This is a genomic window from Terrabacter sp. NPDC000476, from assembly GCF_040300125.1.
Lineage (GTDB): Bacteria > Actinomycetota > Actinomycetes > Actinomycetales > Dermatophilaceae > Terrabacter.
The window spans coordinates 558,765-582,590 of record NZ_JBEPDF010000002.1 but is presented as its reverse complement, the minus strand read 5'-3'; the positions used below and the strand labels follow the sequence as shown (position 1 = coordinate 582,590).

The following is a 23,826-nucleotide window of genomic DNA, read 5'->3' as shown; positions in this document are numbered from 1 at the left end:
ATGCCGGGTGGTGGCGCGGCCGGGCCCGCCCGTCCCGCTCGTGCTCAGCCCGCGGGGTCCTGTCGGGGTGCGGGAGCGTGACCGGTGCCCTCGGCGTCCTCGGGGGTCGGCAGGTCGTCGTGCGCGCCGGGGTGGGCGCTGGTGGCCGTCGGGGGGTGGTCGAGACCGAGCACCGTGTCCTCCAGGGCCGTGTCGCGCAGCGCCTCCTGCGTGGGCACGGGGAGGTCGGCGGCCGCCGAGTCGAAGCCGCTGTCGTGCAGCGGCGCCGGCGGGTCGATGGGCTCGGGAGCGTCGAGGTGGCTCGCGGTCACCGGCTCGGGAGCGTCGGGGTCGACGGGGAAGACCCCGGACGTCGTGGCTCCGGCCGCCCCGGCCGCCCCGGCCGCCCCGGCCGTTCCGGTGCCCGGCCCGTGGCCCTCGGCCACCTTGTCGACACCGCGGTCGACCTGCTCGCGCACCTTCGCGACCTTGTCGGCGTACTTGCCCTCGGTCTTCTCGTCGATCTTGGCCGAAGCCGTCTCGACGTAGCCGTCGATCTTCTCGCGGTTCTCGGCCGCGAAGTCGCCGGCCTTCTCGCGGGCCTGGGCGGCGGCCTGCGTGGCCGCCTCCTGCAGCTGCCTGGCCTTCGTCTCGAGGTCGAGCTCCTCGGCCTTCTTCTTCAGCTTGTCGAGAAACGACATCGGCACTCCGTCCTGCGCCGGGCGGGCCGGCGGCTCCTGGGTCGAGTCCTGCACCTGTGGTGGGGACGATCCTTCTCCTTGGCCAACGGCGGGTCCACCCCGAGCGTTCCGCCGCCGTCCGTCGCATACCCGGCCGCACGGCATACGTGCTCGGTCGTGCGAGGATTGGGCCCATGAAGGCAACCCTGCACACGAACCACGGTGACATCGTCATCGACCTCTTCGAGCACCAGGCGCCCAAGACCGTCGAGAACTTCGTCGGCCTCGCCAAGGGTGAGAAGGAGTACAAGGACGACGCCGGTCGCACGAACCCGACCCCGTTCTACGACGGCCTGATCTTCCACCGCATCATCCCGAACTTCATGATCCAGGGCGGCTGCCCCATCGGTCAGGGCTTCGGTGGCCCCGGCTACGCGTTCGACGACGAGATCAGCCCCGACAAGGACTTCACCAAGCCCTACGTCCTCGCCATGGCCAACGCCGGCAAGCGCATGGGCAAGGGCACCAACGGCTCGCAGTTCTTCATCACCACGGCCGCGACGACGTGGCTGCAGGGCAAGCACACGATCTTCGGTGAGGTCGCCGACCAGGCCTCGCGCGACGTCGTCGACAAGATCGGCGCGGTCCCGACCGGTCAGAACGACAAGCCGGTCGAGGACGTCGTCATCAACTCGGTCAGCATCGAGGACTGAGCAGCTCCACCTGAGCTCCACCGAGCTCGACCACACGGACGCGACCGGCAGGGGGGAACCCGATGTCAGAGAACCCGACCAGCGGATCGCAGGGCCAGCCGTGGCAGCCCGGCCGCTCCGGCGAGCCGCCTGCCGCGGCGGGGGTCCCGCAGCCCGCTGCCGGTCCGTCCGTGTGCCCGCGCCACCCCGACCGCGAGGCCTACGTCCGGTGCCAGCGGTGCGGGCGCCCGGCCTGCCCCGAGTGCCAGCGGCCCGCGGCCGTCGGCATCCAGTGCGTCGACTGCGTGCGTGAAGCGGCGCGCACGACGCCGGGTGCCCGCACCGTCTTCGGGGGCCGCGCGACCGACGGCACCCCGGTCGTGACGTACGCCATCATCGGCATCTGCGCCCTCGTCTACCTCGCGCAGCGCGCGAGCAGCCAGGTGACGGCCGACTTCAGCTTCCTCCCGGCCCTCGGCTGGACCGAGCCGTGGCGCTTCGTGACGGCGGCCTTCCTGCACTCGCCGTCGACGTTCTTCCACATCTTCCTCAACATGTTCGCGCTCTGGTCGCTCGGGCAGTACCTCGAGCCGATGCTCGGCCGGGCCCGTTTCGCCGCGCTCTACGTGATCAGCGGCATCGGCGGTCAGGTCGCCGTCACGCTGCTCGCCGGCACCCCGACGCTCGCCGGTCTGCAGACCGGGCAGGACGAGGCCTGGCTCGCGCCGGTCGTCGGCGCCTCCGGAGCGATCTTCGGCCTCTTCGGCGCCCTGCTCGTGCTGAACCGGCACCTCGGCCGCTCGTCGACGGCGATGTACGCGACGATCGCGATCAACGCGGCCTTCGGCTTCCTCTACCCGAACATCTCCTGGCAGGCCCACCTCGGCGGCCTCGTCACCGGCGTCGTCTGCGCGGGCGCCGTCGTGGCCTACCGCCGGCAGAACGTGCGCCACCTCGTCTGGGCCGCGCTCGGCGGCGTGCTGGCCCTGCTCGTGGCCGTGACGGTGGTCAAGTACCTCAGCCTGCCCGACGTGATCCGGATGATCGACTCGAGCAACTTCAGCTGACCCGGACGCCGAGCCCGCCGTGCACCTGGTCTGCATCACCGGCCCGCCCGCCGTCGGCAAGATGACGGTGGGGCGGGCCGTCTGCGACCTCACCGGCTACCGGCTCTTCCACAACCACCTCTCGATCGAGCCGTTGCTCGGCATCTTCGAGTTCGGCACGCCCTCGTTCAACCGGCTCAACGGCCTGATCCGGCGCGAGGTCATCGCGGAGGCGCTCGCCGCCGACCTGCCCGGTCTCGTCCTCACCGTCGCCGTCGACCTCGACGCCCCGGGCGACCGCACCGCCCTGCGCGAGCTCGTCGCACCGGTCGAGCGGGCCGGTGCGCCCATCGACGTCGTCGAGCTCTACGCGCCGCAGCCGGTGCGGCTCGCCCGTGAGGGCAGCCCCGACCGGATGGACCACAAGCGCAGCAAGCGTGACGTCGACTGGGCCCGCGCGCACGTCGTGGACCTCGAGTCCCGCGCGCGCTTCAGCAGCGACCCGGCCCGGGACGGCGCGGCGCTGCTGCCCGGGCACCGCCACCTGCGCCTCGACAACGCCCACGGCGATGCCCGGGCGACGGCCGAGCGCGTCGTCGCCGAGGTCGGCCTGCCGCGCCGCTGACGACCGCTCACTACCGCGACGACTGACGGACGACCTCGGAGGGAAGTTGTCCACCGGCTGTGGACAACCCTGTGGATGTAGTTACACACGTGTCATTCATGCACAGCTGGGGACAACCATGTGGACAACGTCGTCGTCAGCGCCGTGGGAGTTGTGCACGGGCGTTGTCCACAGCTGTGGAACCCCGCAGGCGGCCCCGGATCGTCCACAGCTGTGGACGAGCCCGCCCCACACGGTGTGCACAGCGCTGGCCCGACACACACGAAAGGAGCCGCCCCCGTCGACGACGGGGGCGGCTCCTTGGCTGGTGCGGGCGAGGCGCAGCGGGTGCGCCGACTCTGTCGGTCAGCGCCACCGCATCGTCATGATGAAGCCACCCATGAGCAGGACGAACCCGACCCCGAGGTTCCAGACCCCGATCGAGCCGATGGGGTACTTGTACTCGGTCACGTAGTAGACGACGATCCACAGCAGCCCGAGGACGAGCAGCGTGATGAAGACGGGCGCCCACCAGGTGGGGTTGGGCTCGGCGGCCTTGCTCGTGCGGGGCGGGGTGTAGGCCGCCGCCTTGTGGTCGCGGCCTTTGGACTCGGGCACTGCAATCTCCTTGCTCTGAGTTGAGGCAAGGGTAACCAACAAGGCGCGCCACGTCGCCGAACGCAGCGCGCCCCGGCGCCTCGGGTCGGCGCCCCGGGCCCGACGAGGCACAATGGAGGCGGCGCGGAGGGTCCGCGCGAGCGGGGGAAGCATGCCAGAGGACGTCGAGCCGGTCGCCACGGCGAGCACGGCAGACCCGGCTGCCACCGACCCCGCCGCCACCGACTCGACAGCCACCGACCCCGCTGTCACCGACCCGGCGGCGCCCGCCCGCCGGCCGCGCCCGCGCGTCACCTGGCGCCTGCTCGTGCCGGTCGTGACGGCCGCCGCGGGGCTGATGTTCGCGATGAGCTTCCAGGCCGCCCAGGGCCGCGACCTGCGCGCCGACCGCGACCTGCCCCAGCTCATCATGGAGGGCGACGACCGCGTCGCCGCCCGGGCCGAGCAGCTCGACGCGCTCCAGCGGGAGGTCGAGGCGCTCTCCAAGGCCAGCGCCCCCACCGACGAGCACCTCTCGAGCCTCACGCGCCGCGCCGAGGAGCTGTCGCCGACGACCGCGACGACCGCCGTGCGCGGGCCGGGCCTCGAGGTCGCACTCGACGACGCGAAGCGCTCGGGCGACACCCTGCCCGACGGCTTCACCGGCGACGACGTCGTCGTGCACCAGCAGGACGTGCAGGCCGTCGTCAACGCCCTCTGGGCCTCCGGCGCCGAGGCGATGATGATCCAGGACCAACGCGTCATCTCCACGAGCGCCGTCCGCTGCGTCGGCAACACCCTCATCCTGCAGGGCCGCGTCTACGCCCCGCCCTACCGCATCTCGGCGATCGGCGACGTCTCGCGCATGCAGCAGGGCCTCGACGCCGACCCGTCCGTGACGATCTACAAGCAGTACGTCGACGCGGTCGGCCTCGGCTACTCCGTGGCGACCCACGGCTCCCTCGAGTTCCCGGCGTACTCGGGCTCGGTCGACTTCCAGTACGCCCGACCGATGCGCTGACCCCGCGCACCACCCCCGTGCACGACCCCCCGCACGACCGCAGCCCACACACACCCTCGAGCACCGGAGACCCGGCATGACCCGCATCCTCGTCGTCGACAACTACGACAGCTTCGTCTACACGATCGTCGGCTACCTCGAGCAGCTCGGCGCCGACTGCACCGTCGTGCGCAACGACGCCGTGCCGGCCTCCGCCGCCGCGGACCACGACGGCGTGCTCGTCTCCCCCGGCCCCGGAACCCCGGAGCAGGCCGGCGTCTCGATGGACATCATCCGCGAGTGCGCGCGCCTCGAGAAGCCGATGTTCGGCGTGTGCCTCGGCCACCAGGCGCTCGGCGTCGTCGCCGGCGCGCGCGTCGGCCGCGCGCCCGAGCTGCTGCACGGCAAGACCTCGCTCGTGCACCACGACGGAGCCGGCGTGCTCGCCGGCCTGCCGAGCCCCTTCACGGCCACCCGCTACCACTCCCTGACGATCGAGCCCGAGACGCTGCCGGCCGAGCTCGTCGCGACCGGACGCACCGAGTCGGGCATCGTCATGGCCGTGCAGCACCGCGACCTGCCGCTGCACGGCGTGCAGTTCCACCCCGAGAGCGTGCTCACCGAGGGCGGGCACCGCATGCTCGCGAACTTCCTCGCCCTCACCGGCGACACCGGCGCGGTCGAGCGCTCGGCGGGGCTCAGCCCGCTCGTCACCGCAGCCGTCTGAGACGCCGAAGGGCCCCTCCCGCCGGGAGGGGCCCTTCGTCATCGTGCCCGAGGCCGTATGCCGGGTGACGCGCGGTGCCGCGTCGAGCGGGGTCGAGCGGGGTCGGCGGCCGGCCCGGTGCTCAGCCCGTGGAGGTGCCGGTCGGCGTCTCGCTCGGGGTCTCGCTCGGAGTCGCCGGGGTCGTCGGGGTCGTCGGGGGCAGCGTCGGAGTGATGGTGATCGTCGAGTTCGGCGTCCGGGCGACCTTGACCTCGATCGTCGTGCCGCGCTTGACGACATCGCCCGCCTGCGCGACCGAGAGCACCTCGTCCGGGTTCTTGTCCGACTCGATGGGCGTCTTGCGCGGCTCGAGGCCCGCGTTCTGCAGGGCCACCGCGGCGAGGGCCCAGTCCTGGCCCACGAGGTTGGTCGGCACCTTGACGTTGCCGGTCGCGTAGAAGATGCGGACCTTCGCGCCCTTGGCCGCCACGGACTGGGCGGCCGGGTCGGTCTTGGTCACCTTGTCCTTGTCCTGGTCGGGGGTGTTCTCCTCGGTGAACCCGACGATGACGAAGCCGAGCTTCTCGAGCTCCTCGCGCGCCGAGTCCTTGTCGAAGCCCGTGACGTCGGGCACGGTCACGGTGTCGGGCCCCGAGCTGACGACGTAGGAGACGGTCGACTGCTCGGGCACCTTGGTGCCGGCCTTCGGGTCCTGGCTCACCACCTCGCCGACGGGAACCGTGCTGTCGGCGGCCAGGGTCTTGTCGCCCTTGAGGCCGTTCGTCGTCAGGGTCCGCGCGGCGACGTCCTCCTTCATGCCCTCGATCGTCGGCACGGCGACGGTGCGCACGTCGGGCGTCTGGTTGCCGAACCACGTCGCCGCGCCCCAGCCGACGAGGCCGAGCACGGCGAGCACGAGCAGGGTGATCAGGGCCGCCTTGCCCTTGCCGCCCGAGCGCTGCTCCCCCTCGTCCTCCTCGTGCCCCACGGCCGGCAGGCCGGCGGTGTTCTCGGGTCGGCGGCCGACGGCGGGCTGCACGGCCGTCGGGGTGCCGGGGGCGGCATACGCCTGCGGCATCGTCTGGGTGGCGGCCGCGCCGACGGTCGCGGCGGTGCCGAGCGCGGCCGCGCTGATCTGCCGGCCGAGGCGCACGTTCTCGAGGTCGCGGCGGAAGGCCGTCGCGTCCTGGTAGCGGGCGTCGCGGTCCTTCGCGAGGGCGTGCAGGGTCACGGCGTCGAGGTCGCCGCCGACGGCGTCGTTCCACACGCTCGGCGGCTGGGGCAGCTCGCCGACGTGCTGGTAGGCGATCGCGACGGGCGAGTCCCCCGTGAACGGCGGCCGGCCGGCGAGCAGCTCGAAGAGCAGGCAGCCCGTCGAGTAGAGGTCGGAGCGGGCGTCGACGGTCTGGCCCTGGGCCTGCTCCGGCGAGAGATACTGCGCGGTGCCGACGACCGACTGGGTCTGGGTCATCGTCGCGGCGGTGTCGGCGATGGCGCGGGCGATGCCGAAGTCCATCACCTTGACGTGCCCGCTGCTCGTGATCATGACGTTGGCGGGCTTGATGTCGCGGTGGACGATGCCCATCCGGTGGCTGTAGGCCAGCGCGTCGAGGATGCCCTCGGTGACGCGGATCGCCTCGGCCGGCTCGAGCTGCTCGTGGTCGGTGACCTTCTGGCGCAGCGTCTGGCCGTCGACGTACTCCATGACGATGTAGGGCAGCGTCGCCCGGGTGCCGCCGGGACCGTCGGGCAGGTCCTCGTCCTCGCCGGAGTCGAAGATGGCCACGATCGAGGGGTGGTTGAGCCCCGCGGCGGACTGCGCCTCGCGCCGGAAGCGCATGAGGAAGTTCGCGTCGCGGGCGAGGTCGGACCGCAGGATCTTGATGGCGACCTGGCGGCCGAGCCGGGCGTCGCGCCCGAGGTGGACGTCGGCCATGCCGCCACGGCCGATCAGCTCTCCGACCTCGTAGCGTCCGCCGAGGACACGGGGTGCGCTGCTCACGTCGATCGCCTCTGCTCGTTCGGGAACTGGTCGTCCGGGTGCTGCGTCATCTCGATCCGCTCGTCGGGCGCGGGGGCCGCGCTGGTCGGGCTGGTCCGTCTGGTCGGGTGGTCGGTGGGTCCGCGGCGGTGGCTCATCGGCTCAGCACCGCCTCCATGACGTCACGGGCGATGGGGGCGGCCACGCGCCCGCCGCCGACCTCGCTGCCGGTCACGCCACCGTCCTCGACGACGACCGCGACGGCGACCTTCGGGTCGGTGGCCGGGGCGAAGGAGATGAACCAGGCGTGCGGCGGCTTCTTCGGGTCGTGCTGGGCGGTGCCGGTCTTGCCGGCCACCTCGACGCCGTTGATCTGCGCCCGTGCGCCGCTGCCGTTGTCGACGACCGAGACCATCATCTTGGTCAGCGTCGACGCGGTCTCCGGCGAGACGGCCTGCGAGAGCTCGACCGGGTCGGGCGCGGAGGAGATGACGTCGAGGTTGGCGCTGCGCACCGACTGCACGAGGTAGGGGGTCATGACGCTGCCGCCGTTGGCGATGCCGGCCGCGACCATCGCCATCTGCAGCGGCGTGGTGCGCACGTCGTACTGCCCGATCGCGGCCTGGGCCGACTGCGGCGCGTTGAGGTCGGCCGGCACGGAGCTCGTCGCCACGCGCATCGGCACCTGCAGGGAGTCGCCGAAGCCGAACTTGGCGGCCTGCGCGCGCAGCTTCTCGCCGCCGAGCTCGAGGCCGAGCGAGCCGAACGCGGTGTTGCACGAGATCTCGAGCGCGTGGATCAGGGTGGTCTCGTCGTTCGGCCCGCAGGCGCGGTCGTCCTCGTTGGGCAGCGGCGTGCTCGTCAGGGGCAGGTCGAGCTCGGCGGGGCCGGGCACCGTGCTGTTCTCGTCGCTGGCGACGCCGTTCTCGAGGGCGGCCGCCGCCGTGACGACCTTGAAGGTCGAGCCGGGCGGGTAGACGCCGCTGATGGCGCGGTTGAGGTAGGCCTTGTCGGGATCGGTCGAGAGCGACTGCCAGGCCTTGGCCGCCGTGCCGAGGTCGTGGCTCGAGAGCGGGTTGGGGTCGTAGGTCGGGTGGCTCACCATGGCGAGGATGGCGCCGGTCTTCGGGTCGAGCGCGACGACGGCGCCCTTGCTGTCGCCGAGCGCCTTGTCGGCCGCCGCCTGGGCCTTGGGTTCGATCGTCAGCTCGATCGTCGCGCCCGAGGTCTTGCGCCCGGTGATGAGGTCGGTGACCCGGCGCACGAAGAGCGCGTCGGCGTCGCCCGAGAGCAGATCGTCCTCGGCGTGCTCGAGGCCGTAGGGCGCGCCGACGGCATACGAGTAGAAGCCGGTCAGCTGGGCGTAGAGCTCGCCCGCGGGGTAGCTGCGCAGGAAGCGGTACTGGTCCTGCACGGGCACCGACTTCGCGACGGCCTGGCCGCCGACGACGATCGAGCCGCGCTCGCGGGAGTACGTGTCGAGCAGCGTGCGCTTGTTCGTCGACATGGCGCCGAGCGACTTCGCCTGGACGAACTGCACGACCGTCGAGGCGACGAGCAGCGCGGTGAAGAGGCAGGCGATGACGACCGAGAGCCGGCGGATCGGGGTGTTCACGGCAGCTTCACCACCTGGGTGACCTCGGCGGGTGCGGGCTCGTCGGCCGCGACGCCGACGGGCATGTCGGGCATCGGGCGGCGGGCCTGGTCCGAGATGCGCAGCAGCAGCGCCATGATCACCCAGTTGGCGAGGAGCGAGGAGCCGCCGAGCGACATGAACGGGGTCGTGAGGCCGGTGAGCGGGATGACCCGCGTCACGCCGCCGATGACGATGAAGAGCTGGAAGGCCACCGAGAAGGCCAGGCCGATGGCGAGCAGCTTGCCGAAGCCGTCGCGCACGCCGAGGGCCGTGCGGATGCCGCGCTGGCAGAAGACGAGGTAGAGCACGATGATCGCCACCGAGCCGAAGAGCCCGAGCTCCTCGCCGAGGCTGGGGAAGATGAAGTCGCTCTCGGCGAACGAGGTGAGGTAGGGCCGGCCGGCGCCGAGCCCGGTGCCGGTGAGCCCGCCGGAGGCCATCCCCCAGAGGCCGTTCGCGAGCTGGTTCGAGCGCTCCAGGCTGTCCTGCGAGAACGGGTCGAGCCAGAGGTCGACGCGCTTCTGGAAGTGCGTGAACGCCGAGAGGGCGAAGGCGACGGCCGCGGCGAAGAGGATGAGCCCGATCGCGATCCACGAGGTCCGCTCGGTCGCGACGTAGAGCATCGCCACGAAGAGGCCGAAGAAGAGTAGGGCCGAGCCGAGGTCCTTCTGGAAGACGAGGATGAGCAGCGCGAGGGCCCACGCCACGAGGATCGGGCCGAGGTCGCGTCCGCGCGGAAAGGTGAAGCCGAGCACCTTGCGGCCCGCGAGCGAGAGCACGTCGCGGGTCTGCACGAGGTAGCCGGCGAAGAAGACCGCGAGGGCGATCTTCGCGAACTCGCCGGGCTGGAAGTTGAGCGGGCCGACCGAGATCCAGATCTGCGAGCCGTTGATGGTGCGCCCGATGCCGGGCAGGAGCGGCAGGAGCAGCAGCACGAAGCCGGCGGCCATGCTGATGTAGGTGTAGCGGCGCAGCAGGCGGTGGTCGCGCAGGACGAAGAGCACGACGACCGCGAGCACGACCGCGAGCGTCGTCCAGATGAGCTGGCGGTAGGCGTCGCCGTCGGTGCCGAGCTTGGCCCGGGCGAGGTCGAGCCGGTGGATCATGACGAGGCCGAGCCCGTTGAGCACGGTCGTGATGGGCAGCAGCACCGGGTCGGCGTAGGCGGCCTTCCAGCGCAGCACGAGGTGCACGACGAGCACGAGTACGGTGAAGCCGCCCGCCACCGGGATGACGTTGGGCGGCACGGTGCCGTTGCGGTTGAGGTCGGTCGTCACCCACGCGAGCAGCACGATGCCGACGGCGAGCAGCAGGAGCAGCAGCTCGGCGTTGCGCCGGGTGCGCGGCACGAGGGGTTCGACGGTGGTCGTCATGCGCGCCCTCCCGTGTGGTCCGTCGCGGACCCGCCAACCGCCACGGGGGGCGGCGTCGTCGGCGTGCCGCCGATGCGGGGCGTCGTCGGCCGGATCGTCGGCAGCAGCGTCGAGAACGGGTTGGTCGGGCGGGTCGTGGTGCCCGGCGCGGGTGTCGTCGAGCCGGGCGTCGGCGTGCCCGGCGTCGGGCTGGTCGGCGTGGCCGGGGTGGTCGGCACGGTCGACGGGGTGGGCGTCGTGCCGCACGGCGTGCCGGTGAGGGCGAGGTGCTGGCAGCGCTCGGCCTCGGTGCGCAGTGCGGCGACCTTCGTCTGGGCGTCCGCGAGGTCGCGGGCCGGGATGGTGTTGCCGAGCGAGCCCTGCACGTCGGCCGGCAGGTCGGAGACGAGCACGTCGGACGGGGACTCGACGTGCGAGAGCCGGATCGGCCCGAGGTCCTGCGAGACGCCCCGGAAGATCGCGACGTGGGCGCCGTCGGCGGCGACGAAGTACTGCTTCTGCGACCAGGCCCACGCGGCGTAGCCCCCGGCCCCGAGCACGGCCGCGACGAGCACGACGCCCAGCGAGGCGCGCACGAGCCGCGACCGGCGCGAGCGGGCGCCGTCCTCGGCGAGCTCGGGGCCCTCGTCGTCGGCGTCGGCGCGGCCGGTGGCCTCGCGGGAGAGGGCGGCGGCCTTGGCGGCCGGGCTCGTCGGGATGGCCCGCGTGCGGTTGCGCAGCCGCTTGCCCGCCGCGCCCACGACCTGCGGCACGGTGCCGGGCAGGTCGTCACCGTCGGCGTCGACGACCTCGGCCACGATGACCGTGACGTTGTCGCGGGTGCTCGCCTTGAGCGCCACCTCGATGCAGCGGTCGGCCGCCTCGTCGGGGGTGCGGGCCGCGCGGAGGATCTCCTCGATGACGTCGGCGCCGACGAAGTCGGAGAGTCCGTCGGAGCAGAGCAGGAAGCGGTCGCCGATCTTGGCCTCGCGCAGCGAGGTGTCCGGCTCGTCGTCGGGCTGGCCGGTCATGACGCGCGTCACGACCGAGCGCTGCGGGTGGCTGCTCGCCTCCTCCCGCGAGAGCCGGCCCTCGTCGATGAGCTGCTGGACGAACGAGTGGTCCTTGGTGATCTGCGAGAAGGTCTCACCGCGCAGCATGAAGGCGCGCGAGTCGCCGATGTGCGCCATGGCGAGCTTGTTGCCGGTGCGCAGCATGACGATCGTCGTGCTGCCCATGCCCGCGAGCTCGGCGTTCTCGCGCATCGCCGAGGTCAGCTTGGCGTTGGCCGAGTGCAGCGCCTCCTCGAGGAGCGGGACGGCCTGGTCGGCCGTCACGTCCTCCTCGTCGAGGGGCGCGAGCTCGCCGACGATCATCGAGCTCGCGACGTCGCCCGCGGCGTGCCCGCCCATCCCGTCGGCGAGGACGAGCAGGTTGGGGCCGGCATACCCCGAGTCCTCGTTGCGGGACTTGGGTCCCAGCCCGAGGTCGGAGCGCGCGGCGTAGCGCAGGGCGATGGCCACCGGTCAGCCCCGCAGTTCGAGCACGGTCTTGCCGATGCGCAGGGTGGTCCCGATCTCGACGGGGCGCGAGCCGGTGAGCCGGTCGCGGCCGATGAAGGTGCCGTTCGTCGAGCCGAGGTCCTCGACGACCCAGCCCTCGCGGTCGGACGGGTCGCGGTAGATGCGGCAGTGGCGCCCCGAGGCGTAGTCGTCGTCGAGCACGAGCGCGCACTCCGGGTTGCGGCCGATGAGCACGCCGCCGCTGCGCAGCGGCAGCGACGTGCCGGTCAGCGGGCCCTCCGTGACGACGAGGGTCGTCGGGGTGCCCTTGCTCCGGCCGCGGCGCCGGCCCGAGCCGGCCTCCGGGGCGGGGGTGGCCGCCGCACCGGCACCCGCCGCGCCCGCCGCGCCGGCCGCTGCCGGGGCGGGCGCACCGCGGGCCGGGCGCCTGGCCTCGGTGGCCTGCGCCTTCTTGAGCGCCTTGCGCTGGCTGCGGCGGCTCACGGCCGTGCCGTAGATGTCGGTGCGCAGCACACCCACGACGCTGAAGATGAAGATCCACAGCAGCGCGAGCAGACCCAGCCGGAGCAGGGTCAGGGTGAGTTCACTCATGCGTCACCACACGTCATCGGGCTCACCGGCGGCCGGCGCGGAAGGTCGCGGTCGTGCGGCCGATCGTCAGGCGGTCGCCGTCCTGCAGGCGCCGGCTCGACACGCGCTCGCTGTTGACGAAGGTGCCGTTCGTCGAGTTGAGGTCGCGGATCGAGGTGACGAGGTGCGGTCCGTCGGTCGTCACCCGGATCTCGCTGTGCCGGCGCGAGACGCCGGCGTCGTCGATGACGATGTCGGCGCTCTCGTCGCGCCCGAGCGTCGTCAGGCTGCCGAGCAGCGGGTAGCGGTCGCCGTTGATGTCGAGCCACGGACGCGCCGACGGGTTCGAGCGGGGCGCGGGGCGGGTCACCGGCTGCTCGTCGACGACGGTGCCGGCGGGCGTCTGGGGGCGGTGCTGCGGGGTGGGCCCGGGGCGCCCCTGCTCGGCGTCGGCGCCGGTGCGCTTCGCCGTGGCCGGGCGCACCCGGAAGACGCCGGTCTCGAGGCCCTCGCCCTCGACGAGCTGCACCTCGAAGGCGGCCCCGGGCTGGTAGCCCTGCGAGTCGGCGTGCTCCTGCGCCGCGGCGACGAGGTCGTCGGAGAGGTCGTCCTCGTAGTCCTCGAGGCGCTCGTAGTCGGTCGGGCTCAGCTCGATCGTGTAGAGGTTGGGCACCATGGCCCGCCCGTGGCCGAGCAGCGCGGCGCGGTCGTCCATGGCCCGGCGGATGGCCGAGGCGATCTCGACCGGCTGCACCTCGGACTTGAACGCCTTGGCGAAGGCATTGTGGACAGCCTTGGCGAGACCGTGCTCGACACGGTTGATGATTCCCACGCCGTCTCCTCCTCCTCGGTGAGCGCTCCTGTCGGGCGCTTCATCGTAGCCGGGTCACGCCGACCGACCTCCAACCGCGCGGGCCGGTCGGCCGCTCCCGGCGCCCTCCCGGCGCCCCGCCAACGTCCGGGTGGTCCACCCGATTTGCCGTTCCCGGTCGTCATGGGACGATCCTCCGGGGAGCCGCGAGGGCTCCTCGCACGTGTATTTCCGGCAAGGAGCGCTCGATGAGCAACGACGACACCAGGAGCAACGGCGCAGGCTTGCAGGGGTTGCCCGGCTACACCGCCAACCACGGCGTGCCCGGTGGTTTCGTCCTGCCCATCCCCGGCGCGTCGACCCCGACGCCCCCCGCCGACGAGCCGACCGACCCGTGGAGCTCGACGTGGCACGACCCGGCGCTGACCGCCGACCCGGCGACGCCGGAGCACGCCGGGACCGACGCCGAGCCCGTCGCCGCGCCTGCCGCCCCGCTCATCGACTCCACCCCGTCGCACTGGTCGACCTCGACCGAGCCGACGTATGCCGGTTGGTCGCCCGCGGGTGCACCCGCCGCTGACCCCGAGCCCGAGCCGGCGCCCCAGGTCGCTGCCGACGTGGCCGGCACCACCCACGCTGCCGGCGCGCACGACGACGCGAGCGGGACGGCATACGGCAGCGGTGCGGGTGCGGGAGGCGACGGCCCGAGCGCCGACGAGCTGATGTCGGCGCGCTCGAAGGGCGCGCGCCAGAAGCTCAAGGCCGACTCGGGGCTGCGCAAGGCCTTCGGCCTGGGGCCCAGCCGACGCGAGCTGGCCGAGCGCGACCGCCTCGACCGCATCGCCCGGCCCATCACCGGCCGCAAGACGATCATGGTCATCAACACCAAGGGCGGCGGCGGCAAGACGCTCGTCACGCTCATGCTCGCCAGCTACCTCGGGCGCTACCGCTCGGGCTCGGTGCTCGCGTGGGACAACAACGAGACCGAGGGCACCCTCGGCATGCGGGCGCCCTCGCAGAGCCACCACCGCACCGTCGTCGACCTGCTCGGCGCGCTCCCGCAGATCGCGAACGACCCGAACGCCGGCACGTCGGAGCTCGAGCACTGGGTGCGCGAGCAGCGCGGGCTCTCCTTCGACGTGCTCGCCTCGGCCGACGACGACGAGGCGATGCGGATCATCGGCGAGCAGGAGTTCGAGGACCTGCACACGCAGCTCTCGCGCTTCTACCGGATGATCGTCGTCGACACGGGCAACAACCGGCTCTCGCCGAACTGGCTCGCGGCCGCGTCGCACGCCGACATGCTCGTCTTCGCGACCTCGCTCAAGGACGACACGTCGGTCGTGGCCGCCAAGAACCTCGACGCGCTCGTGGCGATGGGCCGCGGCGACCTCGTGCGCAACGCCGTGTGCGTCATCTCGCACACCTCGGCCAAGGGCAGCGACGTCGGGGCGGGCGTGCACACGCGCGAGCACTTCGAGCAGTGGGTGCGCGCCGTCGTCGACATCCCCTACGACCCGATGCTATCGCCGGGCCTGCACCTCGACCCGCTCAAGATCGCGCGCCGCACGCACGAGGCGTGCATGGAGATGACTGCGGTCGTCGTCGACGGGCTCTGAGCCCCCGGGTCGAGCCCCCGGGTCACACCCGCCGCCCCGCCCGTCGCCGAGGGCGTATGCCGTCGCCGTCCTGCCCGGTCGGGCTCAGTCGTCCTCGGCGAACCGGTGGTAGGCCTCCGCGGCGGCCTGCAGGTAGCGGTGGATCGCGTCGCGCTCGGCGGGCGTGAAGTCGGCCGTGATGGCGTCGAGCCGGTCGAGCAGCCCGCGCAGCTGACCCCGCACCTGCGTCGAGGCCGACTCCGTGGGCACGAGCCGCACCCGGCGCCGGTCGCTCGTGTCGCGCTCGCGCAGCAGGTGGCCGGCGGCCTCGAGCCGGTCGACGACGTCGGTCATGGCGGCCGGCGTGATGCCGAGGCGGGTGCTCAGCTCGCGCGGGCCGAGGTGACCGTCGGACGCCGCCACGTGGCTCATCGCCGACAGCTCGGTCGGGTGCATCCGCATCCGCCGGGCCAGGGCGCCGGACGCCTCGGCCTCGGCCGCGCCGAGCACCCGCAGGGCCCACGTCTCGGGCTCGTGGCTTCGGCGCGGCGTGCTGTCCGGGGGCGGGATTGCCATGGCTGGATCCTACTGCTTCCATATGTTCAGGAGATCTAAAGACCTGGTCGAGTCGGAGGAGGCGTCATGACGGCGAACACGGGAGCGGCGGCCGTGCCGCGGGGCGGCGACCGGCGCCGCTGGTTCGGGCTCGTCGCGATCAGCGTGGCGGTGGCCCTCATCATCGTCGACTCGACGATCGTCAACGTCGCGGTGCCCTACGTCGTCAGCGACCTCGACCTCACCTCGTCGCAGGTGCAGTGGGTGCAGGAGTCCTACACGCTCGTCTTCGCCGCGACCCTGCTCATCTGGGGCACCGTGGCCGACCGCATCGGCCGGCGCCGGATGCTGCTCATCGGCGTCGTCGTCTTCGTGCTCGCCTCGGTGCTCGCGGCCCTCGTCGGGTCGGGCACCGCCCTCATCGGCGCGCGCATCGTGCAGGGCTTCGGCGGCGCGATGATCCTGCCGACGACGCTCTCGCTCATCAACGCTGGCTTCCAGGGCCGCGAGCGCGGCATCGCCTTCGCCGTCTGGGGCTCGACGATCGGCGGCATGGTGGCCGTCGGCCCGCTCCTCGGTGGCTGGCTCACGACCTCGTTCTCGTGGCGCTGGGCGTTCGGCATCAACCTGCCCATCGGCCTGCTCATCGTCGCGGGCGTGGCGCTCTTCGTCGACGAGTCGCGCTCGTCGCGCCGCGAGCGGATCGACCTCGTCGGGGCGCTGCTCTCGGCCGTCACCTTCGCCACCCTCGCGTTCGGGCTCATCGAGGGGCGCACCTACGGGTGGTGGGCCGTCACGAAGCCCTTCGAGCTCGGGCCGTGGACGTGGGCGAGCGGCCCCTCGCCGGTGGCGGTCGCCCTCGTCGTGACCCTCGTGGCCGGCACCACGTTCGTCGTGCGCACCCTGCGCCGCACTGCCGCCGGCCGGCCCACGCTCTTCCGCTTCGACCTCTTCGGCATCCGGTCGTTCCGCAACGGCAACGTCGCCGCCATGATCGTCAGCCTCGGCGAGTTCGGCATCGTGCTCTCGCTCCCGCTCTGGCTGCAGAACGTCATCGGCTACACGGCCTTCCAGACCGGACTCGTCCTGCTCGGGCTCGCGATCGGCTCGTTCGCGGCGAGCGGGCTCGTGGCCGTGCTGAGCGCGCGGCTCTCGCCGCCCGAGATCGTCCGGATCGGCATCCTCGCCGAGATCGTCGGCGTCGCGGCCCTCGGCTTCGTCATCGGCCCGTCGACGTCGTGGGCGGCCGTCGTGCCCTGCCTCTTCGTCTACGGCTTCGGCGTCGGGCTCGCCACGGCGCAGCTGACGGGCGTCGTGCTCGTCGACGTGCCGGTCGAGCGCAGCGGCGAGGGCTCGGGCCTGCAGTCCACCGCGCGCCAGATCGGCTCGGCCCTCGGCATCGCCGTCCTCGGCACCGTGCTCTTCACCTCGGCGGGCGCCCGCCTCGACTCCGGCCTCGCCGGGCTCGGGGTGCCCGAGAGCGGCCGCACCGCCGTCGTCGACGTCGTCGTCGAGAGCGCGGGCGGCGCCATCCCGGCGCTCGCGAGCGACCCGCGGACCGCCCCCGCGGCGGCGGTCGCCGAGCAGGCCTTCTCCGACGCCACGCGGTACGCCGCCTTCACCGCCGCCGGCTTCCTCGTGCTCGGCCTGGTCGCCACCCTCTCGCTCGGTGGTTCGGGCGGGTCCGGTGGTGCCGGTGGCCCGGGCAAGCCGGGTGCCGGTCGGCACCGGCCCGGGTATGCCGACCGGCCCGACGCGGACGCCCCCGCGGTCACCTGAGCCGGGCTACCGGCATACGGGACCGGGCGCTCCGGCGGGCGCGACAGAGGCGCGACGAGGGCGGCGGCGTGCCCGGTTTGGTGATCATGGGGCGCATGCAGCACACTGTCTCCTTGTCACGCGCGAGTGGCGGAACGGCAGACGCGCTGGCTTCAGGTGCCAGTGTCCGAAAGGGCGTGGGGGTTCAAATCCCCCCTCGCGCACGCGATGACGAAGGGCCCCGGTTCACCGAACCGGGGCCCTTCCGCATGTGGTGCGCTCTTCTGCGCTGGTGGCGCCCACTGCAGCGAGGCAACCTGTTGAAAACGGACGGGGTCGGGGTATGTGTGGCGTGCCGATGGCCGGGGGGCGTCGCAGCAGACCCCGAACCCGTGGCCGACCGAGCGTCGTCCGGGTCCCGTACGATGACCGCTGACGAAGGCCTCCGAGATGTCATGTGACGCCGCACCTTCGACCGAGAGGGTGAGGTGCTGAGATGAACCGCTTGCAGGAAGGCTTCGTCCTCGGCGACCGCTACCACCTCGAGCGCCGCATCGCCTCCGGTGGCATGGCCGATGTGTGGGCGGGCACCGACGGCGTGCTGCAGCGTGAGGTCGCGGTCAAGGTGATGCGCCCCGACGCCGACCACGAGCGCCTCTTCGCGCTCCGCTTCCGCGACGAGGCCGTGCACTCGGCCGCGCTGCTGCACACCAACATCGCCACGGTCTTCGACTACGGCGAGGACGACGGCCTCGCCTTCCTCGTCATGGAGCTCGTCAACGGCGAGCCGCTCTCGGCGCTGCTCAGCCGGCGCGGGGCGCTGCCGCCGGCCGAGGTCCGCTCGATCATGGGCCAGGCCGCGCTCGCGCTCGGCGTCGCGCACGGGGCCCGGGTCGTGCACCGGGACGTCAAGCCGGCCAACATCATGGTGCGCGAGGACGGGCTCGTGAAGCTCACCGACTTCGGCATCGCCCGCGCCCTCGACGCGTCCGGTCACACGCAGCACGGCGAGATGCTGGGCACGCCCAACTACATCAGCCCCGAGCAGGCGCTCGGGCACGCCGCCACGGGCGCGAGCGACCTCTACGCCCTCGGTGTCGTGGCGCACGAGATGCTCTCGGGGCAGCGGCCCTTCGACCGTGGCACCCCGATCGCGACGGCGCTCAGCCACGTCAACGAGCCGACGCCCCCGCTGCCCGACGACGTGCCCGACGACCTGCGCGACCTCATCACCGAGTGCCTCGAGAAGGACCCCGAGAAGCGGCCGGCGAACGCCGCGGCCGTCGCGGTGCGCCTCGGCCTCGGCGACCAGGAGCTGCGCGGCCTCGCCCTCGGCCTCGCGACCGCCATCAACGGGTCGCCGGCGGAGATGCTCGACGAGGTTGACGGCCTCACCGGCACCGTGCGCGACGACACGCAGCCGGGCGGCTCGGACGGGGGCGGCGGGGACGTCGCGCGCGAGCGGGGCGACCGGGACGCCCTGGCCTCCACGCAGCGCATGCCGGCCACGCTCGCCGACTGAGCACGGCGGCCCCGACGCGACGGCGCAGATCGGCTTAGGGTGGAGCCATGGCGACTCTGCCGCTCTTCCCGTTGGGCACCGTGCTCATGCCCGGGTCGCGGCTGCCGCTGCAGATCTTCGAGCCGCGCTACGTGCAGCTGCTGCGCGACCTGCTCGACGACCAGGACGAGCGCTCGCCGGTCTTCGGCGTCGTCGCGATCCGCGAGGGCTTCGAGGTCGGTGAGGACGGCGTGCGGGCACTGCACCCGGTCGGCTGCGGTGCGCTGCTGACCCAGGCTGCCGCGCTCGAGGGCGCGCGCTTCCTCGTCGTCTCCGAGGGCACCGACCGCTTCCGCGTCGACGGCATCGACGAGTCCGCGGGCACGCCCTACGTCACCGCCCGCATCACCTGGCTCACCGAGCCCGACGGCGACGCGGCCTCCGTCGTCGCGCTCGCGGCGCAGCTGCGCACCGAGCTCGCGGCGTTCGCTGCCGCCGTCGGCGCCGACGTCGAGCTCCCCGACGACGACCGGGCGCTCGCGTATGCCGTGCCCGACACCGTGAGCCTCGACGTCGTCGACCGCCAGGCGCTGCTCGAGAGCGCCGACACGGAGTCACGCCTGCGCCTCGGCATGCGGCTCGTGCGGCGCGAGCGGGAGTTCGCCGCCGCGCTGGGCGCCGTCGCCGCCCCGCCGACGCCCCCCTTCAGCCTCAACTGAACCGTCGAGAGGCCACTCTTCGCGGGTCCTGAACCGTCGAGAGGCCACTCCTTGCGGGTGCGTCACCGTCGAGGGGCCACCTTTCGGGCGGGCACGGCGCCCACGTGAGGCAGCCCCGCCGGGTCAGCGGAGGGTTGTGAGGACCTCGGCGCCGACGAGCCAGGTGGCGGCTGCCGCGACGAGCACGAAGGTCGCGTTCCAGACGAGGCGCGGCACGCGCGTCAGGGCCGCGAGCACGCCCGGGTCGCTGCCGACGCTGCGGTCCTCGAGCACCGCCCCGAGGTGGCGCCAGGCCCCGACGACGAGCACGAGCCCGAGGCCGACGAGCACCTGGGACTGGAGGGTGTCGTCACGCCACCACCAAAGCGCGGCCGACCCGGCGAGCGCGACGACCATGACGACGGCGGTCAGCATCGACCGCACCCGCACGAGTGCGAAGAGCAGCACCGCGAGGCACGCCGTGAGCACCGGCGCCGCCCAGCCGCGCCCGGCCGCCCAGACGAGGAGGGCACCCACGACCGCCGGCGCCGGGTAGCCCGCCCACGTCGAGGCGACCCGGCCGGCGCCGCGCACCGGCCCACGGGTCACCGCGTGACCGGACATGTCGCCGCGGAGCACGAACCCGGTGAACGAGCGCCCGACGAGCACCCCGACGACGGCGTGCCCGAGCTCGTGCACGAGCGTGACGACGAGCCGGACGACGCCCCACACGGGCGGGGCGAGCACGAGCGCGAGGGCGACCGCCAGCACGACGACGAGCCGGGGTGCCCCGAGGGCGACCTCGCCGGTCGCCGGCACCACCCGGTCACCGATCGTCTGGAACACCTCCACGGTCGCGAACCTAGCCGACGTTCCCGTGCGCCCCACCCCCGCCCGGCAACCGCCCGGCAACCATGGACGGGGCCGTCGCGCTTCGGGGGCCCGGGCGGTAGCGTCGGCAGCAGTGTCGTCCCGGCGCAGTCGGCAGGAGTCCTCGTGGAGCTTCGCACCTCGGTCAACGACGAGCCGCGGCTCGTGCACGTGCAAGGGACGGAGTCGCTCGTCGACGTCGTCCGCGGCGAGCTCGGCCTCCCGGGCACCAAGCTCGTCTGCGGCAGCGGCGTGTGCGGAGCGTGCACCGTGCTCGTCGACGGCGAGCCGGTGCTCGGCTGCCTGACGCCCGCCACCCGGATGCGCGAGGCCAGCGTCACGACGGTCGAGGGCGTGGCCGACGGCGACGACCTGCACCCGGTGCAGCGGGCCTTCGCCCACCACGACGGCCTCCAGTGCGGCTACTGCACGCCCGGCTTCGTCGTCGACGCCGTCGCCTTCCACGACCGGTGGCGTGCGGAGCACGGGACGGCCGAGCCCGACCGCGACACGATCGCCCGGGCGCTCGCCGGCCACCTCTGCCGGTGCGGGTCCTACGAGGGGATCTTCCGCGCCGTCGCCGCCGCCTGCCGCGGCGAGCACGACGCGGGGGCGCCCGACCAGCGGGTCGAGCGCGTCGACGCCCCCGCCAAGGTGACGGGCGCGGCGGTCTACACGACCGACGTGACGCTGCCCGGCATGCTCCACGCGGCCATCCGCCGCTCCGACGTGGCGGCCGCGGTCGTCGGGCCGATCACCTTCCCGCCCGGTGTCGTCGGCGTCGACGTGCTCGGCGACGACCGCCGGGTGCGGTGGGCGGGCCAGCCGATCGCCGTCGTCGCGGCCGAGACCGCGGCCCAGGCCCGCCGCCTGGCCCGCGAGCTCGACGTCCCGCTCACCCCGCAGCCGTTCGTCGTCGACCCCGACGAGGCGCTGCGCCCGGGCGCCCCGCTCGTGTATGCCGCCCGCGCCGACCGCAAGGAGGCACCGAGCGCGAGCGAGGGCGGCGCGATGCCGGCGCCCTGGGACGGCAACCGGCACGGCCCGTCGCGGGCGCCCTTCCTCGGCACGCTCGCCAAGCGCCGCGTGGCGAGCGCCCGGTCGGCGGGCCGGCGTGGGCTCGTCGAGCTCGAGTTCCGCACGGCGCCGCAGGTGCACACGGCGTTCGAGCCGCACGCGTGCGTGGCCGACTGGAGCGATCCGCAGCACCTGCGGGTCTGGCTGAGCACCCAGGGCGTCGAGGCGATGCGCCAGGAGATCGCCGACCACTTCGACCTCGACCCGAGCCAGGTGGAGGTGACCGCCGAGCACGTCGGCGGCGGCTTCGGGGCCAAGCTGAGCCTGACGATGGAGGCCGTCGGGGCGGTCTCGCTCAGCTGCCTCACCCGTCGCCCGGTGCGGCTCGTGCTCGACCGGCACGAGGAGCTGACCGGCACCGGCAACCGGCCGGGCAGCCGCACCCACGTCTCCCTCCTCGTCGACGACACGACCCAGGCGATCCGCGCCCTCGTCGTCGACACCGACAGCCACGCGGGCGTCGCCGTCGGCAACAGCGTCGCGGCCCTGTCGATGCTCGTCTACGACCGCACCCCGCGCCTGGCCCGCGACGTCGACGTCGTGACGAACGCCCCGCCCGGCTCGCCGTTCCGCGGCCCCGGCGGCCCGACGAACGCCTGGGCGCTCGAGCAGAGCGTCGACGAGGCGGCGCACCGCTTCGGGCGCGACCCCATCGAGCTGCGCGCGCAGTGGGACGGCAACCCCAAGCGCCAGGCCCTCTACCGGTGGGCGCACGGCCTGCCGACGTGGCAGGACCGCCCGGCCACCGGCAGCCGGACTGGCCGCCTCCGCCGCGGCGTCGGCGTGGCCGCGGGCAACTGGATCTACCTCGTCGACCCCGACTGCGAGGTCGTCGTCTCGGTGCGCGGGGGCCGGCTCACCGCCGCCACGGCGAGCCAGGACATGGGCACCGGCAGCCGCACCGTGCTCGCCCGGGCCGTCGCCGGCGTCTTCGGTGTCGACCCCGTCACCGTCGACGTGCAGCTCGGTCGCGCGCACGGCGGCACGACGCACGGGCCTGCCTCCGGCGGGAGCCGCACGACCGTCTCGCTCTGGTCGGCGGCCGTCGACGCCGCCACCGCCCTGCGCGACCGCGTCGGCGCCGACCTCGACCGCGTGCCCGACGGCGCGTCGGCCTCGGCGCGCCGGGGCGGCGACCGCGGCATGCGGCCCGTGCCCGTCACGATGAACGGCATCCAGGTCGGGCGCGGGTTCTCCGCCGCCGTGCACGTCAGCGAGGTCGAGGTCGACACCCGCACCGGCGCGACGCGGGTGCTGCGCGTGCACGGCGGCATCGCCGTCGGCCGCATCCACGCGCCGGTGCTCGCCCGCAGCCAGTGCGAGGGCTCGATCATCCAGGGCATCGGCCTCGCCCTCTTCGAGAACCAGGTGCTCGACCCGCACACCGGCCTCACCCTCACCGCCAACCTCGAGGACTACCGCATCCCGCAGCTCGGCGACACCCCGGAGATCGACATCCACTTCCACGAGGAGGGCTGGGAGCGCGTGCCCGGCGGTGGCGTCGGGCTCGGCGAGGTCGCCACGGTCAGTCCGGCCGCCTCGATCGGCAACGCGATCTTCAACGCGACCGGGTGGCGTCCGCTGACCCTCCCGGTGCGGCCCGACCGGCTCCTCGAGGGCCTGCGCACCCACGCCCGCGGCGAGGTGACCCGGTGAGCGTGACGCTGCTGACGGCATACGACGAGCGACCCGAGGGCGTCGGTCCGGACGCCGTCTACCGCGCGGGCGGCACCGACCTGCAGGAGCGGCTGCGCACGACGGGCGCGACCCCGCACGTGCTCGACCTCACGGGGGTGCCAGGCTTCACCGCGATCGAGCGGACGGATGCGGCCACCTCGCTCGGCGCCGGCGTCACCGTCGCCCGGGTGGCGCGTGAGCTCACCGACCTCCCGGCGCTCGCGCTGACCGCCGCCGGCCTCGCGACGCCGCAGGTGCGCGCCACCGCGACGATCGGCGGCAACCTGCTGCAGCGCACCCGCTGCTGGTACTTCCGCCACCCGCACACGAGCTGCCTCAAGTCCGGCGGCACCACGTGCCCGGCGCGCGACGGCCGCCACCTCTACGGCGTCGCCTTCGACACCGCGCCGTGCGTGCACCCGCACCCGTCGTCGCTCGCGATGGCGCTGCTCACGTATGCCGCCACCGTCGACACGACGCAGCGTGGCGGTCTGTCGGTGGTCGACCTCCTCGGCGACGGGTCGGACCCGACGCGCGACCACCTGCTGGCCGACGACGAGGTGCTGACCCGGGTCGTGCTGCCGGCGCCGGTCGCGGGCGAGCAGGCGGCGTACTTCCGCTCGATCAGCCGCTTCGAGGCCGAGTGGCCGCTCGTCGAGGCCGTCGTGCGGGTCGTGCGCGACGACGCCGGCGCGGTCACCGCGTGCGGTCTCGCGATCGGCGGGGTCGCACCGGTCCCGCTGCGCCTGGGCGCGGTCGAGGAGCTGCTGACCGGGTCGACGCTCGACGACGCGACGATCGCCGCGGCCGCGCGACGCGCCACCGAGGGCGCGAACCCGCTGCCCGAGACCGGCTACAAGGTGCAGCTCGTCGAGGCGACCGTGCGTGAGGTGCTCGAGCGCGTGCGTGGGTAGG

General features: G+C 73.4%; 21 protein-coding genes and 1 tRNA gene. 12 read left to right on the top strand and 10 right to left on the bottom strand.

All coding sequences use genetic code 11. The features are described 5' to 3' along the window. Positions 1 to 44 precede the first annotated feature (44 nt). Complete coding sequence (locus tag ABT295_RS15140) at positions 45 to 734, bottom strand: antitoxin (RefSeq protein ID WP_352395235.1); 690 nt, start codon at positions 732 to 734, stop codon at positions 45 to 47. Positions 735 to 853: 119 nt separating this feature from the next. Here ABT295_RS15140 and ABT295_RS15135 point away from each other — a divergent pair, with 119 nt between their 5' ends. The 3 genes from ABT295_RS15135 (at position 854) to ABT295_RS15125 (ending at position 3,022) form a co-directional block, all read left to right on the top strand. Further along, positions 854 to 1,372: a peptidylprolyl isomerase gene (locus ABT295_RS15135; RefSeq protein ID WP_352395234.1), complete on the top strand. Its 519-nt coding sequence runs from the start codon at positions 854 to 856 to the stop codon at positions 1,370 to 1,372. 62 nt (positions 1,373 to 1,434) lie between these two features. After that, positions 1,435 to 2,418 (top strand): rhomboid family intramembrane serine protease, encoded by a 984-nt coding sequence (locus ABT295_RS15130; protein WP_352395233.1) that lies wholly within the window; start codon positions 1,435 to 1,437, stop codon positions 2,416 to 2,418. A 19-nt stretch (positions 2,419 to 2,437) separates the two neighbouring features. Next, positions 2,438 to 3,022, top strand: a complete 585-nt coding sequence (locus ABT295_RS15125; RefSeq protein WP_352395232.1) for a P-loop nucleotide/nucleoside kinase family protein — start codon at positions 2,438 to 2,440, stop codon at positions 3,020 to 3,022. Positions 3,023 to 3,367: 345 nt separating this feature from the next. Here ABT295_RS15125 and ABT295_RS15120 read toward each other — a convergent pair whose 3' ends face one another. Next, positions 3,368 to 3,619 carry a cell division protein CrgA gene (locus ABT295_RS15120; protein ID WP_020141592.1) on the bottom strand — a complete coding sequence of 84 codons (252 nt, stop codon included), beginning with the start codon at positions 3,617 to 3,619 and terminating at the stop codon, positions 3,368 to 3,370. A 151-nt stretch (positions 3,620 to 3,770) separates the two neighbouring features. Between ABT295_RS15120 and ABT295_RS15115 the strand changes: the two genes are divergently transcribed. Both ABT295_RS15115 and ABT295_RS15110 read left to right on the top strand, forming a co-directional pair. Continuing rightward, positions 3,771 to 4,619, top strand: coding sequence for a DUF881 domain-containing protein (locus tag ABT295_RS15115; RefSeq protein WP_352395231.1), 849 nt, complete (start codon positions 3,771 to 3,773; stop codon positions 4,617 to 4,619). A gap of 76 nt (positions 4,620 to 4,695) precedes the next feature. Beyond that, the gene (locus ABT295_RS15110; RefSeq protein WP_352395230.1) at positions 4,696 to 5,325 is read left to right on the top strand and encodes an aminodeoxychorismate/anthranilate synthase component II; all 630 of its coding nucleotides are present in this window, start codon (positions 4,696 to 4,698) and stop codon (positions 5,323 to 5,325) included. A 121-nt stretch (positions 5,326 to 5,446) separates the two neighbouring features. Here ABT295_RS15110 and pknB read toward each other — a convergent pair whose 3' ends face one another. The 6 genes from pknB to ABT295_RS15080 form a co-directional block, all read right to left on the bottom strand. Next, positions 5,447 to 7,306, bottom strand: coding sequence for a Stk1 family PASTA domain-containing Ser/Thr kinase (pknB, locus tag ABT295_RS15105; protein WP_352395229.1), 1,860 nt, complete (start codon positions 7,304 to 7,306; stop codon positions 5,447 to 5,449). A 133-nt stretch (positions 7,307 to 7,439) separates the two neighbouring features. Beyond that, complete coding sequence (locus ABT295_RS15100) at positions 7,440 to 8,900, bottom strand: peptidoglycan D,D-transpeptidase FtsI family protein (RefSeq protein WP_352395228.1); 1,461 nt, start codon at positions 8,898 to 8,900, stop codon at positions 7,440 to 7,442. After that, complete coding sequence (locus tag ABT295_RS15095; protein ID WP_352395227.1) at positions 8,897 to 10,294, bottom strand: FtsW/RodA/SpoVE family cell cycle protein; 1,398 nt, start codon at positions 10,292 to 10,294, stop codon at positions 8,897 to 8,899. The genes ABT295_RS15100 and ABT295_RS15095 overlap by 4 nt, the downstream gene beginning before the upstream one ends. Continuing rightward, entirely contained in the window at positions 10,291 to 11,796 is a 1,506-nt protein-coding gene (locus ABT295_RS15090; RefSeq protein WP_352395226.1) for a PP2C family protein-serine/threonine phosphatase, read from the bottom strand. Before ABT295_RS15090 ends, ABT295_RS15095 begins: the two co-directional genes overlap by 4 nt. 3 nt (positions 11,797 to 11,799) lie before the next feature. After that, positions 11,800 to 12,387: an FHA domain-containing protein FhaB/FipA gene (locus tag ABT295_RS15085; protein ID WP_352395225.1), complete on the bottom strand. Its 588-nt coding sequence runs from the start codon at positions 12,385 to 12,387 to the stop codon at positions 11,800 to 11,802. A 22-nt stretch (positions 12,388 to 12,409) separates the two neighbouring features. Further along, complete coding sequence (locus tag ABT295_RS15080) at positions 12,410 to 13,198, bottom strand: FHA domain-containing protein (RefSeq protein WP_352395224.1); 789 nt, start codon at positions 13,196 to 13,198, stop codon at positions 12,410 to 12,412. 227 nt (positions 13,199 to 13,425) lie between these two features. Between ABT295_RS15080 and ABT295_RS15075 the strand changes: the two genes are divergently transcribed. Next, positions 13,426 to 14,796: a MinD/ParA family ATP-binding protein gene (locus ABT295_RS15075; protein WP_352395223.1), complete on the top strand. Its 1,371-nt coding sequence runs from the start codon at positions 13,426 to 13,428 to the stop codon at positions 14,794 to 14,796. Positions 14,797 to 14,880: 84 nt separating this feature from the next. On the opposite strand, the gene ABT295_RS15070 is transcribed toward ABT295_RS15075, so the two are convergent. Then, positions 14,881 to 15,351 carry a MarR family winged helix-turn-helix transcriptional regulator gene (locus ABT295_RS15070; protein WP_352395222.1) on the bottom strand — a complete coding sequence of 157 codons (471 nt, stop codon included), beginning with the start codon at positions 15,349 to 15,351 and terminating at the stop codon, positions 14,881 to 14,883. Between the two features lie 66 nt (positions 15,352 to 15,417). Between ABT295_RS15070 and ABT295_RS15065 the strand changes: the two genes are divergently transcribed. From ABT295_RS15065 to ABT295_RS15050, 4 genes are all read left to right on the top strand, one after another. Continuing rightward, positions 15,418 to 17,109, top strand: a complete 1,692-nt coding sequence (locus ABT295_RS15065) for a DHA2 family efflux MFS transporter permease subunit (RefSeq protein ID WP_352395221.1) — start codon at positions 15,418 to 15,420, stop codon at positions 17,107 to 17,109. A 120-nt stretch (positions 17,110 to 17,229) separates the two neighbouring features. Further along, positions 17,230 to 17,312: transfer RNA gene (locus ABT295_RS15060), tRNA-Leu, on the top strand. 272 nt (positions 17,313 to 17,584) lie between these two features. Then, complete coding sequence (locus ABT295_RS15055; RefSeq protein WP_352395220.1) at positions 17,585 to 18,610, top strand: serine/threonine-protein kinase; 1,026 nt, start codon at positions 17,585 to 17,587, stop codon at positions 18,608 to 18,610. 47 nt (positions 18,611 to 18,657) lie between these two features. Next, positions 18,658 to 19,308, top strand: coding sequence for an LON peptidase substrate-binding domain-containing protein (locus ABT295_RS15050; RefSeq protein WP_352395219.1), 651 nt, complete (start codon positions 18,658 to 18,660; stop codon positions 19,306 to 19,308). Positions 19,309 to 19,431: 123 nt separating this feature from the next. Here the strand turns inward: ABT295_RS15050 and ABT295_RS15045 are convergent, their stop codons facing one another. Continuing rightward, complete coding sequence (locus tag ABT295_RS15045; RefSeq protein WP_352395218.1) at positions 19,432 to 20,139, bottom strand: M50 family metallopeptidase; 708 nt, start codon at positions 20,137 to 20,139, stop codon at positions 19,432 to 19,434. 144 nt (positions 20,140 to 20,283) lie between these two features. Here ABT295_RS15045 and ABT295_RS15040 point away from each other — a divergent pair, with 144 nt between their 5' ends. Next, positions 20,284 to 22,890 carry a molybdopterin-dependent oxidoreductase gene (locus ABT295_RS15040; RefSeq protein ID WP_352395217.1) on the top strand — a complete coding sequence of 869 codons (2,607 nt, stop codon included), beginning with the start codon at positions 20,284 to 20,286 and terminating at the stop codon, positions 22,888 to 22,890. Continuing rightward, on the top strand, positions 22,887 to 23,825 hold the full coding sequence (locus ABT295_RS15035; protein ID WP_352395216.1) for an FAD binding domain-containing protein: 939 nt from the start codon (positions 22,887 to 22,889) through the stop codon (positions 23,823 to 23,825). Before ABT295_RS15040 ends, ABT295_RS15035 begins: the two co-directional genes overlap by 4 nt. Position 23,826 lies beyond the last annotated feature (1 nt).

What these genes read in the sequence shown, in the direction of transcription:
- ABT295_RS15135 (WP_352395234.1), top strand. Translation starts at nt 854, where the DNA reads ATGAAGGCAACCCTGCACACGAACCACGGTGACATCGTCATCGACCTC.
- ABT295_RS15130 (WP_352395233.1), top strand. Translation starts at nt 1,435, where the DNA reads ATGTCAGAGAACCCGACCAGCGGATCGCAGGGCCAGCCGTGGCAGCCC.
- ABT295_RS15115 (WP_352395231.1), top strand. Translation starts at nt 3,771, where the DNA reads ATGCCAGAGGACGTCGAGCCGGTCGCCACGGCGAGCACGGCAGACCCG.
- ABT295_RS15110 (WP_352395230.1), top strand. Translation starts at nt 4,696, where the DNA reads ATGACCCGCATCCTCGTCGTCGACAACTACGACAGCTTCGTCTACACG.
- ABT295_RS15095 (WP_352395227.1), bottom strand. Translation starts at nt 10,294, where the DNA reads ATGACGACCACCGTCGAACCCCTCGTGCCGCGCACCCGGCGCAACGCC.
- ABT295_RS15085 (WP_352395225.1), bottom strand. Translation starts at nt 12,387, where the DNA reads ATGAGTGAACTCACCCTGACCCTGCTCCGGCTGGGTCTGCTCGCGCTG.
- ABT295_RS15075 (WP_352395223.1), top strand. Translation starts at nt 13,426, where the DNA reads ATGAGCAACGACGACACCAGGAGCAACGGCGCAGGCTTGCAGGGGTTG.
- ABT295_RS15070 (WP_352395222.1), bottom strand. Translation starts at nt 15,351, where the DNA reads ATGGCAATCCCGCCCCCGGACAGCACGCCGCGCCGAAGCCACGAGCCC.
- ABT295_RS15065 (WP_352395221.1), top strand. Translation starts at nt 15,418, where the DNA reads ATGACGGCGAACACGGGAGCGGCGGCCGTGCCGCGGGGCGGCGACCGG.
- ABT295_RS15055 (WP_352395220.1), top strand. Translation starts at nt 17,585, where the DNA reads ATGAACCGCTTGCAGGAAGGCTTCGTCCTCGGCGACCGCTACCACCTC.
- ABT295_RS15050 (WP_352395219.1), top strand. Translation starts at nt 18,658, where the DNA reads ATGGCGACTCTGCCGCTCTTCCCGTTGGGCACCGTGCTCATGCCCGGG.